14 protein-coding genes are annotated in these 15,205 nt (G+C 42.0%); all 14 read right to left on the bottom strand.

The genetic code is table 11. The features are described from left to right. Window position 1: 1 nt before the first annotated feature. On the bottom strand, window positions 2-1,540 hold the full coding sequence (locus Q7A_RS05310) for a lipopolysaccharide biosynthesis protein (protein WP_014706307.1): 1,539 nt from the start codon (window positions 1,538-1,540) through the stop codon (window positions 2-4). Beyond that, entirely contained in the window at window positions 1,506-2,129 is a 624-nt protein-coding gene (locus tag Q7A_RS05305) for a sulfotransferase (RefSeq protein ID WP_151903895.1), read from the bottom strand. The genes Q7A_RS05310 and Q7A_RS05305 overlap by 35 nt, the downstream gene beginning before the upstream one ends. Before the next feature lie 67 nt (window positions 2,130-2,196). Then, window positions 2,197-3,213, bottom strand: coding sequence for a hypothetical protein (locus Q7A_RS05300; protein WP_014706305.1), 1,017 nt, complete (start codon window positions 3,211-3,213; stop codon window positions 2,197-2,199). Between the two features lie 6 nt (window positions 3,214-3,219). Beyond that, window positions 3,220-4,191, bottom strand: coding sequence for an NAD-dependent epimerase/dehydratase family protein (locus tag Q7A_RS05295; protein WP_014706304.1), 972 nt, complete (start codon window positions 4,189-4,191; stop codon window positions 3,220-3,222). 4 nt (window positions 4,192-4,195) lie between these two features. Beyond that, on the bottom strand, window positions 4,196-4,897 hold the full coding sequence (locus Q7A_RS05290; protein ID WP_041354402.1) for a WbqC family protein: 702 nt from the start codon (window positions 4,895-4,897) through the stop codon (window positions 4,196-4,198). After that, window positions 4,897-6,069, bottom strand: coding sequence for a DegT/DnrJ/EryC1/StrS family aminotransferase (locus Q7A_RS05285; protein WP_014706302.1), 1,173 nt, complete (start codon window positions 6,067-6,069; stop codon window positions 4,897-4,899). Before Q7A_RS05285 ends, Q7A_RS05290 begins: the two co-directional genes overlap by 1 nt. Window positions 6,070-6,170: 101 nt before the next feature. After that, window positions 6,171-6,509, bottom strand: coding sequence for a MarR family EPS-associated transcriptional regulator (locus tag Q7A_RS05280; RefSeq protein ID WP_014706301.1), 339 nt, complete (start codon window positions 6,507-6,509; stop codon window positions 6,171-6,173). A gap of 83 nt (window positions 6,510-6,592) precedes the next feature. Further along, complete coding sequence (gene glmS, locus Q7A_RS05275) at window positions 6,593-8,491, bottom strand: glutamine--fructose-6-phosphate transaminase (isomerizing) (protein ID WP_014706300.1); 1,899 nt, start codon at window positions 8,489-8,491, stop codon at window positions 6,593-6,595. Between the two features lie 114 nt (window positions 8,492-8,605). Continuing rightward, entirely contained in the window at window positions 8,606-9,784 is a 1,179-nt protein-coding gene (locus Q7A_RS05270; RefSeq protein ID WP_014706299.1) for a nucleotide sugar dehydrogenase, read from the bottom strand. A gap of 9 nt (window positions 9,785-9,793) precedes the next feature. Continuing rightward, complete coding sequence (locus tag Q7A_RS05265; protein ID WP_014706298.1) at window positions 9,794-11,752, bottom strand: polysaccharide biosynthesis protein; 1,959 nt, start codon at window positions 11,750-11,752, stop codon at window positions 9,794-9,796. A 48-nt stretch (window positions 11,753-11,800) separates the two neighbouring features. After that, window positions 11,801-12,673, bottom strand: coding sequence for a dTDP-4-dehydrorhamnose reductase (gene rfbD, locus Q7A_RS05260; RefSeq protein WP_014706297.1), 873 nt, complete (start codon window positions 12,671-12,673; stop codon window positions 11,801-11,803). Then, window positions 12,674-13,219, bottom strand: a complete 546-nt coding sequence (gene rfbC, locus Q7A_RS05255; protein ID WP_014706296.1) for a dTDP-4-dehydrorhamnose 3,5-epimerase — start codon at window positions 13,217-13,219, stop codon at window positions 12,674-12,676. It lies immediately after the preceding gene. Then, window positions 13,219-14,100: a glucose-1-phosphate thymidylyltransferase RfbA gene (rfbA, locus tag Q7A_RS05250; RefSeq protein WP_014706295.1), complete on the bottom strand. Its 882-nt coding sequence runs from the start codon at window positions 14,098-14,100 to the stop codon at window positions 13,219-13,221. The genes rfbC and rfbA overlap by 1 nt, the downstream gene beginning before the upstream one ends. After that, window positions 14,097-15,167 carry a dTDP-glucose 4,6-dehydratase gene (gene rfbB / locus Q7A_RS05245; RefSeq protein ID WP_041354930.1) on the bottom strand — a complete coding sequence of 357 codons (1,071 nt, stop codon included), beginning with the start codon at window positions 15,165-15,167 and terminating at the stop codon, window positions 14,097-14,099. Before rfbB ends, rfbA begins: the two co-directional genes overlap by 4 nt. Window positions 15,168-15,205: the final 38 nt, after the last annotated feature.

Raw genomic sequence — 15,205 nt, 5'->3', positions numbered from 1 at the left:
TTTAACCAGACTTTCCTTTCATTCTTTGCTTCATTAGACTACGGACCATTTCAAGCGCTGGTAACTTGAACAGCCATGCGCACATGAGATAGCTGATAACACCCACACTACCTAAAACAAAGAAGACTATAATCTCAGGCCATACCAGCCAGCTCTTCAGATAATACATACAGCTTCCTATTGATACAGCTAACAATAAACTGGGCATAAAGTCCTCCAGTTGTTCTTTTATCGAATAATCGATCAACTGCTTAGAAAAATAGCTATTCGGTAAATAGGCCAACACCGAAGATATAATCTGTCCGAGCAAGATACCGATAACTCCAAAACGATAGCTTATGAAGAATATCACTATGGCAACCGTTTTTTTGAATAGGCCTAGGTAAAACACCAGATCGGCCCTGTCTTTTATCTTCAAAATATTCAGGTTGGTAGCGTGCAATGGATAGAGTAATGAGGCTATACACATCAGCTGTAGATAAACGGCCGCCGACCACCAGACTTCGGGGACAAGCAGACGGAATATTATTTCGATGAATACTGCGAGAAATATCAGTACTGGAAACATCAAAAACGTCATAACTGCAATAACCTGACGATAGCCGTTTTTAAGCTTTTCGGGTTGATTCTTCAAGCGTGCTAGTGCCGGATAAGTCACCGCCTGAATGGAGGAAACAAGTTGCTGAATCATTAAGTCTCGAATTTTCTCAGCAAAGAAATACAGTCCTGCGATCGGTGCAGTAAAAAGTTTGGCAATCACAATCACGTACATATGCCTGATAGGTACCGTAGTTATTCCATTGAGCATCAAGTATCCACCAAAAGCCGATAACTTTTTAAATTCCGTCCAGCCAAAAAGAAGTTTCGGTCGCCACAGTTTAAGTCGCCAATACAATGCCGTATTAAGGGTTGCCTGTGCTAGTATTTGAACAACAAGTGCCCAGACACCAAACTCAGCATAAGCTAATAAAATCGCTACCGTTCCTGAAACAAGCGCCGCAGGGAAGGATACCTGTAATTGCAACTTAAACTTGAGTTCCCGGCTTAGCACTGCTCGTTGCACAATGGCAAAAGAATTGAAGATGATCGCGAGTCCCGTCACCCTAATCAAAAGTACTAGGTCTGGTTGCTCGTAGAAATCGGCGATGAATGGAGCTCCTATAAATAACAGCCCATACACAATAAACGCCAATATAATATTGGAATAGAAAGCAGTACTGTACTCGCGTTCGGTCACATTCATGCTACGGATCAATGATTGGCTGAAACCAGCGTCTACAAGGACGTTGGAGAGCGAGAGAAACACCGCCATCATTGCAATTAGACCAAACTCCTCAGGAGAGAGAAACCATGCGAGCACGATTGTTATCAGCCCCCCCACTCCACGACGCAATAATAGCTCGGTAAAGTTCCATACAATGCCCGATGCAGTTTCTTGCTTAAGTGAAGTCTTTTGCACGCTCAAATGATACTCCGGCAATGTTTTAATAAGGGCTCTTGTCCGGTCAAGTTTTATTTTCCCAGGGAAATCTTTTTTCAATAGGCGACTTTCCAAGGAACTCACAAAACTTTAAATAAGAATCTTCGTTTGCAACATTGATAATTAGCAAATCCTCAGTTCTATACTTGAAATATTGTTTTACATCATGAATGTAATTGTTGTAAAAGGCTATAAGCTTTTCTTTTTGATAAGGATCTTCCTCCGGCGTACAAAATAATGCTCTGTTAACAATCCATGGTCTGCCTTTTGTTCCGTTTACTGCATTTAATAAATCATTTTTAGTGGGTATCGCACCGTTCGACCACTTTTTGCCGTGGAACCTTGTAATTGAGCTATACCATTGTTCTGCATCATCTCTTATAGTTAATATAAATTTACTGTTTGGAAAAGCTTGATCGAGTGGAATGTAGGTGTAAGGGAAAGAAAAAGGTGAGTCTTGAAATGCTTGGGCGTATTTACAATAGTTTATGATGGGTTGAAAGTCTCTTTTAAGCCAAGGTTTAAGTAAATTTTGGGCTTCTGCCTGATTGCCAACAATAAACCCTAAGTGTTGCATAGCTTTTTTTATAGAGGTTGTACCCGTTTTATTTAAGCCAATACAGAATATTTTTTGGTTATTTCCTATCAATCTAATCCTATTAATGATATTCCTAGTGTTAGGCCTAATACTTTGAATAAAAGATTTCGTGAAATGTTCACTTGGCATTAATTACTTCCCCAGCAATATAGTTATAATCACACAACTTTTTCTGACTAACACCAAACTTATCCGCCTGAAATGAGGGTGAAATACCAGTCATGCTCAATAATTTGCTGCTAAGGATAGGGTCAGCTTTTTTGTGAAAGGTAGCTTTCTGAGCAACTTTAAAATTGGTCAATTGCTGAAGCGGAAGTTTTTCTGATCGATACATGGATTTAAATATACTGTGCACTATTGGTTGCTTACGTGTCACATCGGCAATCCATTTTTTAAGGCCTAGTAATGAAATTACCTGTTGTGAATAAACACCACCTTCCCCCCCTTTTTTTATGTTTTCATGCTGATCCAAAATAATTTTTTCGACTAGGTGCTTATCCGTTTCAAGAGCTAAGGCTACTTGTTGAGCAAAATATTTCGGGTCATGCTTTATGTCCTCGAAAACTAGTATTTTTGTATCAAAATAATTAGAGACTAATTTGATAGTTTCTTCCATGAAAACTGATTCTTGATCTATATTTGATTCTGAGTTCACAAAATAATGAGCATATTTTTCAAAAGTGTCTAACTCTTTTATTTTTCGGTAAAATTCAGCGTGCAGTTGTACATAGAGCGAAAATATATAATCAACCGGCTGCCTAATCGTCATCAAGACTTTGACCTCAAATTCAGACAGTAGATCATTCAAATTCTGGATTTTTTCAGAGAGGGGAAGATTATCCTGTCCAGGATAGAAAACCATTATTCCTTCATCACTGAATACGTTTAACTTATCTTTAACTAGAAGTTCATCTATCTTTTCAGATACATCCCCGTTGTTAATCCTACCTTCACAGGCTTTTCTGATTATCCAGCCTACATTGTTCTTAAAGTAGGCTTTTCCATTTTTATCGTAATCAACGACCTTACCCAGAAAATTAATGTTTCCTTCGTCATGTAATTTTTGAAACAGGTGATGCTGTAGAGTGGTTGTTGCTGTTTTAGGCAGGCCGAGATGTAACAAAATGCGTTTCATTGCTTCTCACTTATCTCCACTTTGCCAGACAAGCGGATCAACATTCTCTCGGATATCTAGAAACATTCTTCTTAGATCATATTCAGGGACAAAACCAAACTCAGCTCTTGTTCTACTCATATCGAAAGTGAAGTTAGGCTGAGAGTTTTTTTCAGGTAAGAATACTTTTTCTATTGAGTTATCTTCTCCAAAAATTTCAATAATTGTATCGACAAGTTGCTCAAGACTTACTGGTGAGCCAGTTCCCGCATTATAAAGGCCTTGAGCTGTTTTGCTTTTCACAGCCAACTCGATCAACCTGGAAAAGTCTTTTACATAGGGCATATCTTTGGCATTTTGGGGATCACCCCAAACTTCTATTCTTTGATACTGCACTACATTTCGGATCATCTGCACATAGGCTTTGGTTCGTTTACTACCATCTACAAAATAGTTCACATTATCATCAGCACAATAAACTGTTGGAATCCTGAAAATCACAGTCTGCAGACCATATTCCTGATGATAATGTTCTATCAAATCACAAGCTGTAGCCTTGGATATTCCATATACAGCATGATCCCCAGTCATTGCCAGTGATCTGGGCTGCTCAGTTGTGATCGGAATGCCACTGTAAAACGAACCAGCTACATCAGAAAATGACATAACAAAGATCATTTTTCTTACCTTTGTTTTTTTGCAAAACTCTAATGTATTCAAAGTACCGGTGATATTAACGTCAATATATTTTTGTGGCTGATAACCGTGCATCGTTGCAGGCATAGCACCAGAAATCAAAACAATACAGTCATACACATGTTCAAGTTTTTCAAAATCAAATTTGTCGGTAACATCAAGTTTTAGATACCGAATATTTGTGATTCTCTCATCATGTTTACTATGACAATAAGTTCCAGTCACTTCATATTGAAGTGATAAATTTTCGGTAACAACTTTGCCAAGACTCCCTGTTGCCCCAATTACCAATATTTTTCTCATTTGTTCAATCGCTTTTCTTAATTAGTTTGTAATCATTAAGCATCGAACCCAGTTTATTCAAATCGTTATTCATTAAAACATCAATAATAGAGAGTGCTGAGGTAAACTCACTATTTTTCTGGTTATATGGTCTAAAACTCGGCTCTATAAATGACAACTTAACATCCAACTGTGCAAAACTAGCTGAGTCATATAACTCCATTCCACCGGGCATATTGATATAGTGACTGGCTTCAAGCTCCTTGCAAATCGCCAATACTTTTTTTTGTCCTCGTAAAGTAACATCCTTTCTCAGCTCTGAAGATAAAACCCACTCTCGCTCAAGTCCAAGATAATCACAGACTTGTCTTAGACCAAAATCGAGAAATAAAGCCAAATTAGTTTGTGGTGAATTCAGAATTGTTTCAATTAATTCAATGACTTCAGCATAATTTGGCGCGTTTGAGTAGCTTTGTTTAATAGTTTTTAAAAGCTTGTGACGATTATTGCCCACCCTAACCTGATTTATTAACCGGTTGGGGCTCGCACCAAGTAATTGTAGAGTGATTAGTACCTTTTCACCTTGAGATAATATGAAATTACGGTTAATCCACCCACCTTTGATATAGTTCACATCATCATAGACAACAAAAGAATCCACTGAATGAATCAGCTGGAAATAGCCAATATATGGGAAAAAGTACGGCTGCATGATGGCAACTTTCATCAACTAAACTCAACTAACTTAATAAGAACTTGGCAAATAAAACTAACTTCATCTGGTGTCACGGAAGTGCCCGTTGGTATGACTACTACTTTTTCCGCCACTCTTTGGGTAATAGGCAATAACAACCCTGCATGGGGATATAACTCACGATATGGCAGCATCTTGTGACATCCTGGCCAAAAGTACTTTCTTGCAAGAATATTCTCTGCATGAAGTGCTTCGATGATCTCATCGCGAGAAACAGGACAATCATCACCAACTTCCAGAACCACATATTGAAAATTGTTTTTTTCGTTTTCATCGAAAGTATAAATGCTTAACCCAGGCAGACCAGTTATTCCCTTTTGATAAGCTCGGTAATTTTCTTCGTTTCTGCGAATGACCTTATCAACGTTATCCAGATTCACAAGCCCCATCGCCGCATGAATCTCAGTCATTTTTCCATTCGTCCCCGGGTGAATAACATTGTCCATGCCAGCAAAACCAAAGTTACGCATCAAGCGCATTTTTTCGGCCAGCTCATCATCGTTAGTCAGGACCGCACCACCCTCGAAGGTATTGAAGAACTTGGTGGCATGAAAACTCAGTACTTCGGCTTGACCGAAATTGCCGATCATTTTGCCTTTGTACGAACAACCGAAAGCATGAGCCGCATCAAACATCAGTTTGAGACCGTGTTCATCAGCAATCTGCTGCAGTTCATTTACCGGCGCGGCGTGACCCCATAAATGCACTCCGATGATGCCGGCGGTTTTAGGCGTGATCATCTTGCGTACCGATGCAGGATCAAGGCAATGCGTAACAGGGTCGATATCAGCAAAAACCGGCGTAATTTCTTGCCAATGCAAGGCATGAGCTGTAGCAATAAATGTGTATGAAGGCAGAATGACTTCGCCAGTGAGATCAAGTGCCCGAATGGCGATTTCAAGGGCTATAGTGCCATTACACATGGCAATGCAATTTTTTGCTTGGTGGTGCTCAGCAATTCTATGTTCCAGCTCTTGAACCAGCGGACCATTATTACTTAGCCAGTGATTCTCAAAAATCTGATCGACATACTTTTGAAAAGCAGCTTTATCTCCCATGTTCGGGCGACCAACATGAAGTTTTTCAATAAACGCAGGAGCCGAACCGTTGATGGCCAAATCTGCTTTCGAATTAATTTTTTTCATTTATTTTCTCTAAATAAAATTTAGAAGTTTGTTAATGTCTACTGTTTTTAAATGGCTTAATGTACCTGCAAAAAGTTTGTAGAGCGCACGATCAGCTTCATTCACTTTCCAGACTCTTTTTGTCGTTTAAGATCATCACGAAGCTCTGCAATTTCAGCTTGGAGCTTTTCGTATTCACGCATCTTAATTTTGAGAAACCGAACTGAAACGCTGGCTTTTTCTTCAATGCCTTTGGGAGTTAAAAAGTAAAGATAGGCCGATTTTTTTTTGCTGTTTTTGAAGTTAGTTGCTTTGAGCAATCCCTTCTCAATAAGCGCTTTGAGACAAAAGTTGGTTTTACCAAGGCTGATATCAAGTTCACGCGCTAGTTCACGCTGACTGATTGAGGGATTTACTTCAATCAATTTAAGGATTTTGTACCTGTATTCATCGGTCAACATATTTTTGAGCCGTAGAGTCTGTTCAGCTAATGAACAGACTCTACTTTATATGCTTATTTCTGTAAATAAATTTCAATAGCAAATTATTCCACAGTAACCGACTTGGCCAGATTACGAGGTTGATCGACATCCGTGCCTTTTATTAATGCTACGTGATAACTGAGCAATTGAAGCAAAATATTGTAGGTTATGGGTGCGGTAATACGACCAACGTTGGTGGTCGCTTTAATAACTTTAAACCCACTCTCAGAACTAATATCCGAACGCTCATCTTCAAACACAATCATCTGACCACCGCGGGCTTTCACTTCATGAAGATTGGATTTGAGCTTTTCCAGCAGATCATCGAGCGGAGCAATAGCAATTACCGGCATATTTTCATCAATCAATGCCAATGGACCATGTTTAAGCTCACCGGCAGGATAAGCTTCTGCATGAATGTAGCTTATTTCTTTAAGTTTTAAAGCACCTTCCAACGCTATTGGATACATCGTGCCACGACCCAAAAATAGTGCATGCTGTTTATCTGCAAAAGCCTGAGCAATGTCTTGGATTTCTTGTTCGTGCATTAAGGCATTTTGAATCAGGTTGGGTAATTTCTGCAGGCCTTGTGTGATATGTTTCTCACGTTCACGAGAGATACGTTTTTTCACTTTGCCAATACAGGTAAGCAATAAGGCTAATGCAACTAACTGAGTGGTAAAAGACTTGGTTGAGGCAACACCAATTTCTGGGCCGGCGTGCGTGAGATAACAAAGATCAGCTTCACGAGTCAGACTGCTTTCTGCCACATTACAGATGGATAAAGTTTGAATATTTTTTAACGCACTCCGTGAATCTGCGGCATAAGCTTTAATTTGTTGTAAAGCAGCCAATGTGTCGGCAGTTTCACCAGACTGGCTGATGGTGACAAAAAGCGTATTATCTTCGATGACTGGATTTCGATAACGAAATTCACTGGCTACTTCGACCTGACATGGCAGTCGAACAATGTCTTCTGCCCAGTATTTCGCCACCATACCTGCATGATAACTGGTACCACAGGCAATAATATGCATCCTTTCTATGCTTTTAAAAATTGATTCTGCACCGGGACCGAAAGTGGAGACTAATACCTGATCTTGTGTTACTCGCCCTTCAAGTGTGTCAATAACGGCCTGAGGCTGCTCGAAGATCTCTTTGTGCATGTAATGACGGTGTTCACCAAGTTCTACCGCCGTGATGTTTAATGAAGATTGTTTAATTGGACGATCAACTTTCTCACCAGTCACAGAGCTATAAATATCAATGCTCTCACGGGTTAGTTTAGCAACATCGCCATCTTCCAAAAAAATGAAGTTCTGGGTAACGGGTAGTAAGGCAGATACATCGGAAGCAATAAAATGTTCACCGATACCAATTCCGATTACTAATGGACTGCCTTTGCGGGCGGCTATCAGCGTATTCGGCTCGTCGGTAGCAATAACACCAAGTGCATAAGCCCCTTCAAAATCATGAATGGCTTCAACCACGGCTTCGAAAAGGGAAAGGTTGGTGCGGCTGGCAGTTGGAGAAGCATCACCGTATAAATATTGATATATGGAATGGGCGACCACTTCTGTATCGGTTTCAGAGGTAAAGCGATAGCCCTGGTGCGTCTGTTGCTGTTTTAGAACCTGATAGTTTTCGATGATTCCATTGTGTACAACAGCAACACGGTGATTACATATATGGGGATGAGCATTATTTTCGGAAGGTATTCCATGCGTGGCCCAGCGGGTATGGGCGATGCCCATCTGACCAGAAAAGCTGCTGTTTTCGCCATCAATCTTGGCTTCAAGCTGCTTAATTTTACCAAGCGAACGAACCCGATGAATATTGGCGTCAGCGTCCATCAGTGCAACACCGGAAGAGTCGTAGCCTCGATATTCCAGCCTGCGTAGCCCTTCCATCAAGATTGGCGCTACATTTCGCTCAGCAATACCACCGACTATTCCACACACTGATTGCTGTCCTCCAAATAAGCAAACAAGGATTATACATCAGCAACCTTATAATTAATGCCCTTCTATCATCAATAAAACGTATTAGCGGTTGAGTATTTCTACTAAAAAGGATTAATCCTGACCAAATAAATCGCGGGTATAAATCTTTTCTTTAACATCCTGAATATCATCCGTTATACGATTGGCAATAATTAATGAGGATTGTTGTTTGAATGCGGCCAAGTCATTGACTACTTTTGAACGGAAAAACTCGGCTTCTTCCAACACCGGTTCATAGACGATAACTTCTATACCCTTGGCCTTAATACGTTTCATAATGCCCTGTATTGCCGAAGCCCTGAAGTTATCTGACCCTTGTTTCATGACCAGTCGATAAATGCCCACAACTTGAGGATTTTTCTTAATAATCTGTTCGGCAATAAAATCTTTGCGGGTGGTATTGGCATCGACAATAGCCCGAATCAGGCTATTCGGCACAGTTTCATAGTTGGCCAACAGTTGTCTGGTATCTTTTGGCAGGCAATAACCACCGTAACCGAACGAAGGATTATTGTAGTGGTCGCCGATACGAGGATCCAAACCAACCCCTTCGATGATTTGCCGACTGTTCAGATTATGCGTTTCAGCGTAGCTATCGAGTTCATTAAAATACGCGACGCGCATCGCCAGATAGGTATTTGAAAACAGCTTGATCGCTTCGGCTTCGGTTGGGTCGGTAAATAACACAGGCACATCTTTCTTCACCGCGCCTTGCAATAGCAAATCAGCAAATAAACGTGCACGATCACTCTGTTCACCTACGACAATGCGTGAAGGATAAAGATTGTCATACAACGCTTTACCTTCACGTAAAAACTCAGGCGAAAAGAAGATTTTATCACTGCCAAATTTGGCTCGAACCGTTTGTGTATAACCCACAGGGATAGTTGATTTTATTACCATAACAGCTGATGGATTTATCGCCAGCACATCCTGAATAACCGCTTCAACTGAATTGGTACTAAAGGTATTAGTTACAGTATCGTAATCGGTTGGCGTAGCAATGATGACAAAATCAGCTTTTTCATAAGCTTTTTGCTTATCCGTTGTGGCATTCAGATTGAGCGGTTTATTGGCCAGAAAATCTTCGATTTCGTTATCGACAATGGGTGATTTTTTAGCGTTAATCAAATCAACTTTTTCAGGGACGATGTCCAGAGCAGTCACATGATGATGCTGAGCCAACAACACGGCCAGTGATAAGCCAACATATCCTGTTCCAGCAACTGCAATATTGAGTGTTTTTTCCATAATACGTCTCTAATGTTGGTTAATAATTACGTTCTGCTTACTTGCAAATCTATGACTCAGCCAGTCTTCAATTGCGCATTGGGGTATAAATCCATCAACATATTTGCTGAGCAGTACCCGGACCTGCTCATAATCTGCAACGCTGACAGCATGCTGTAAATCAGTCAGGATTAACTGTAAATCCTGCCAGGCAATAACCCGCTCTTCGGCTCGCATAATTTTCTGGTGTGCAGTTTGACTGACATTTTCCCCAATCAGCAGCTCTTCAAATAACTTTTCGCCAGGACGCAGTCCAGTGTAGGTAATTTCAATATCCCCATCGGGGTTTTCAGCATTTTTTACTGTAAAACCACTGAGATGGATCATTCGGGTAGCCAGATCAACAATTTTTACCGCAGACCCCATATCCAACACAAAAACATCACCGCCCTGTCCCATTGCTCCTGCCTGAATGACTAGTTCAGCTGCTTCCGGAATGGTCATAAAATAACGGATTATTCTTGCATCGGTCACCGTAACAGGACCACCTCGAGCTATCTGTTCGCGAAATAATGGGACGACTGAACCAGAGGAGCCCAGCACATTACCAAATCTAACCATAGTAAAACGGGTATCTGAGATTTGTGCCAAGGCTTGTAAAACCAACTCGGCCATGCGTTTGCTGGCCCCCATTGTATTAGTTGGTCGAACGGCTTTATCTGTAGAGATCAGCACAAAGGTTTCAACGTTTGCGGCAATGGAGGCCTGGGCACAATGTAAGGTACCGAAAACATTGTTACGGATCCCTTCACCCACATTTTTTTCGACCATTGGCACATGTTTATACGCTGCAGCATGATAAATCGTTTGTACCGAAAAATGTTGACAAATTGATGTCATTCGGACGCGATCAACAACAGAGCCCAACAAAGCGATCACCTCGACACCACTTGGCTGATTACAGAGCTCCTGTTCGATTTGATATAAGGCAAATTCACTGATGTCAAACAATAGCAATCGGCTGGGTTTGAGTTTGATGATTTGCCGTGTCAGTTCGGAGCCAATAGAACCACCGGCACCGGTGACCATGACGCATTTTCCACTGATATTCGCGGTTAATAATTGCGGATCGGGGGCAACGGGTTCCCGGCCAAGTAAATCTGCAATATCCACCTCCTGAATGTCTGATACTTCCAGTTTGCCTTCTGCTATCTCAGTCAGGTCGGGTAAAGTCCGAATATGCACGGGTAAATCTTCGAGTGATCGCAGAATTTCACTACGACGACTTCTGGAGGCTGATGGCATGGCCAACAACACATCACGTACATGAAATTTATCAATCAATTTCACCAAATCGCGGGGACGATAGACATTCAAGCCGTTAATTTGCTGCCGATACAACGTGGGATCATCATCAATAAACGCAACGGGTCTCAATTGACGTCCCATTTTCAATAAGGCTGACAGTTGGGCGCCTGCCCGCCCGGCTCCATAGATTAAAACGGGAGGAATGTAGCGTTGATTATCCAGCTCAGCCAGAGGACTGCGGGTTGTGCTAATAAATAACCAGCGTGCATACAAGCGCAGCCCACCGACGGCCAAAAACAGTAATATCGCATTGATAATGTAAATTGTCCGAGGGACTAATCCTGCATACGGACCGGATAACACAACAACGGTGGCAAAAATCACCGTAAACAAACTGATCGCTTTAAAAATCGTCCACAGTGCATCCAAACCGATATATCGCACAATGGCCCGGTATAACCCCAACTTGATAAAAATCGGTGTCGCAATCAGCGGGGCGAGAAAGAATAACCATAACTGGGAAACCGGAGGTTCATACCAAGTACTGAGACGCAGTGAAAAGGCCATCCATAGCACCAGCATCACCACCACGTAATCAATGAAAATACTCAGTATGCGTTTGGTGGTTCGCGGACGGCTTAAAAACCACTGCATTAATTTGTTATACGTGGTTTGTATCACTTACCTTTTCCTCGATTTTTCGTGCGGGGACACTCTTGAACTGACGGTTTATGACTGTAAAACCCATTGTAAACTTTGCTGCCAATCAGGTAACTGCAATCCAAAATGTTGTTTTAATTTTGAATTATTCATACAGGAATTTAATGGTCGCTTGGCAGGGGTCGGATAGTCTGCCGTCGGTATGCCTGTTACTTTTGGAACACGTCGACCATCCGCTTCTGCTATCTGAAAGATAGCTTCGGCAAACCCCTTCCAACTGGTTTGACCGGCCGCGCTTAAATGATAGATACCACTATTTTGCTTCCAGAAAGCTTCATTATTATGTGTCTGAACCAATGCTTGAGCAGTGACATCAGCAATATGCCGACTCCACGTCGGGGTGCCAATCTGATCTTCTACAATATTCAATTGCTCACGTTCTTCAGCCAGTCTTAACATGGTATTCAAAAAGTTATGACCTCGCCGGTCATATACCCAGCTGGTTCTAAAAATCAGATGATCACATCCGCTGGCGACAATTGCCTGCTCCCCTTCCAGTTTGGTCAGACCATAATGGCTTAATGGACCGGTAGCATCGGTCTCTACCCATGGCGAAGCCTTACTGCCATCAAACACATAATCCGTTGAAAAATACACCAGGGGAATCGCTAACTTTTTGGCTTCTTCAGCCATTACAGCAGGCGCAATAGCATTAATCTTTTGGGCTAATTCAGTTTCCTGTTCGGCTTTGTCTACTGCAGTATAGGCCGCGGCATTAACAATCAGATCCGGCTGAATAGCATTAATCGTCTCACGAATTGCTGTTATATCAGCCAAATCCAGTGATTGTCTTGTCGTCGTATGTAATTCGCCCAGACAGGCGAGACTGCGCTGTAATTGAAAACCAACCTGGCCTTGTCCACCTATCAGTAATATTTTCATTTAAAAGGTCTCAGCCAGTTTAAACGGGGTACCTTGCTGATCTTTAGCAGACAAAACTGGTGTTATGCCCTCTAACGGCCAGTCGATTGCCAGATCGGCATCATCCCAGGCTACCGTTCGTTCATATTTAGGTGCGTAATAATCGGTGGTTTTATAAAGAAAATCGGCACTGTCACTTAACACCAGAAAACCATGGGCAAATCCGGCGGGCACCCAGAACTGTTCCTGACCCTCAGCCGTTAAAACCGCTCCGGTCCATTGACCATACGTTGGTGAATCACGACGCATATCAACGGCTACATCAAATACTTTTCCTGCCGTCACCCGAACCAATTTTCCTTGTGGTTGCTTGATTTGATAATGCAGGCCGCGTAACACGCCTTTGGCTGAGCGAGAGTGATTATCCTGCACAAAATCAATATCCAAGCCGAGCAGATCCTGAAAGGTTTTTTTGTTATAACTTTCCAGGAAAAAACCGCGTTCATCACCAAACTTTTTGGGTGTCAGTAATTTAACGTCAGGAATATTGGTCTCAGTGACTAACATTAGTAAATTGTCTCATTAATGATATTTAACAGATATTTACCATAACCACTTTTTAATAATGGCTGGGCCAATTGTTCCAGTTGTTCAGCATTAATATATCCCATGCGGAAGGCAATCTCTTCAGGACACATCACTTTTAACCCCTGCCGTTGTTCAAGGGTTTGAATGAACATTGAGGCATCAAGAAGGGAGTCATGGGTTCCGGTATCCAGCCAGGCCATACCTCGGCCCATTACCTGCACATTGAGTTGCCCATTATCCAGATAAGCCTGATTTACATCAGTAATTTCAAGTTCGCCACGCGCCGAAGGTTTGAGGTTACGGGCAATATCGACTACCTGATTATCATAGAAATACAGGCCGGTGATCGCATAACGGGATTTAGGTTTTAATGGTTTTTCCTCAATGCTCAGGGCTTTACCATTTTCATCAAACGCCACCACACCATAACGCTCAGGATCGCTGACCGGATAAGCAAAAACGGTCGCACCTTCTTTATTATTATCAGCATCTCGCATCATATCGGCCAAATCATGGCCGTAATAAACATTATCACCCAGCACTAAAGCGCAATCATCATCACCGATAAAATCAGCACCGAGTGTAAACGCCTGAGCGATACCTTCCGGTTTATCCTGAACAATATAGTGCAGATTCAACCCCCACTTGCTGCCATCCCCCAGCAATTGCTCGAGCCGTGGAGTATCTTGAGGAGTAGAAATAATGCAGATGTCCCGCATACCCGCCAGCATCATGGTGGCCAGCGGATAATAAATCATCGGTTTGTCATAAACTGGTAGCAGTTGTTTACAGATGGATTGGGTTACCGGATATAAGCGTGTGCCGCTTCCCCCTGCCAGTACGATTCCCTTACGACTCATTTATTATCTCCCAGTCCAAGTCTTTGTTGCTGATAACTGCCATCCATCACGTTTTCACACCATTTGCGATTATCCAGATACCACTGCACTGTTTTACGTAACCCGGTGGCAAAGGTTTCCTGGGGTTTCCAGCCCAGTTCACGTTCAATTTTGCTGGCATCAATGGCATAACGCGCATCATGACCAGGACGATCAGTCACAAATTCGATTAAATTTTTATGCGGCCGATGCGGTGAGTCAGGCAGTAGTTCATCCAGGATCTGGCAAATCAGTTGTACCACTTCCAGATTAGTATGTTCATTAAAACCACCGACATTATAGCTCTCGCATAATTTGCCTTCCGCCAGCACCAGTCTTAAGGCTCGCGCATGATCATCGACATATAACCAGTCACGTATATTTTCACCTTTACCGTAAATAGGCAGCGGTTTACCAGCAAGCGCATTGTTAATCACTACTGGAATCAATTTTTCGGGGAACTGGTAGGGACCATAGTTATTGGAACAGTTCGTCATTAACACTGGTAAACCATAAGTATGGTGCCAAGCACGAACCAAATGATCACTACCTGCTTTAGTAGCGGAGTATGGTGAATTGGGCTGGTAAGGAGTGGTTTCGGTAAACAGACCGGTTTCGCCTAATGTGCCATAGACTTCATCTGTTGAAATATGATGAAAACGGAATTTTTCGGCATCATCAGCGGATAATGTTTTCCAGTATTTTCTGGCCGCCTCAAGCAAAATATAAGTACCGACCACATTGGTTTGTACAAAATCTGCAGGACCATCAATCGAGCGATCAACATGCGATTCGGCCGCCAGGTGCATCATGGCACTCGGTTGATATTGGGTGAATATTCGATCCATCGCTTCTGCATCACAAATATCAGCTTGTTCAAAATGATAATTGGGCGAAGCATCAATCTCGGACAATGATTCAAGATTACCTGCGTAGGTCAGCTTGTCGATATTGATCACGGTGAAATCAGTTTCGTTAATCAATTGACGGATCAATGCAGAGCCGATAAAACCGGCACCGCCAGTTACGAGCAGGGTATTTTTATTCACGTTGCTGAGTTCACTATTCAATTTGAGAAATTCAGATT

Origin of the sequence: Methylophaga nitratireducenticrescens, assembly GCF_000260985.4 — a bacterium.
Lineage (GTDB): Bacteria > Pseudomonadota > Gammaproteobacteria > Nitrosococcales > Methylophagaceae > Methylophaga > Methylophaga nitratireducenticrescens.
This window is presented reverse-complemented; position numbering and strand designations above follow the sequence as displayed.

Bases quoted from the DNA above. Each gene is read 5' to 3' on its own strand.
- Q7A_RS05295 (WP_014706304.1), bottom strand. From the start codon at position 4,191: ATGAGAAAAATATTGGTAATTGGGGCAACAGGGAGTCTTGGCAAAGTT.
- Q7A_RS05280 (WP_014706301.1), bottom strand. From the start codon at position 6,509: ATGTTGACCGATGAATACAGGTACAAAATCCTTAAATTGATTGAAGTA.
- Q7A_RS05300 (WP_014706305.1), bottom strand. From the start codon at position 3,213: ATGAAACGCATTTTGTTACATCTCGGCCTGCCTAAAACAGCAACAACC.
- rfbA (WP_014706295.1), bottom strand. From the start codon at position 14,100: ATGAGTCGTAAGGGAATCGTACTGGCAGGGGGAAGCGGCACACGCTTA.
- rfbC (WP_014706296.1), bottom strand. From the start codon at position 13,219: ATGTTAGTCACTGAGACCAATATTCCTGACGTTAAATTACTGACACCC.
- Q7A_RS05290 (WP_041354402.1), bottom strand. From the start codon at position 4,897: ATGAAAGTTGCCATCATGCAGCCGTACTTTTTCCCATATATTGGCTAT.
- Q7A_RS05270 (WP_014706299.1), bottom strand. From the start codon at position 9,784: ATGGAAAAAACACTCAATATTGCAGTTGCTGGAACAGGATATGTTGGC.
- Q7A_RS05285 (WP_014706302.1), bottom strand. From the start codon at position 6,069: ATGAAAAAAATTAATTCGAAAGCAGATTTGGCCATCAACGGTTCGGCT.
- rfbD (WP_014706297.1), bottom strand. From the start codon at position 12,673: ATGAAAATATTACTGATAGGTGGACAAGGCCAGGTTGGTTTTCAATTA.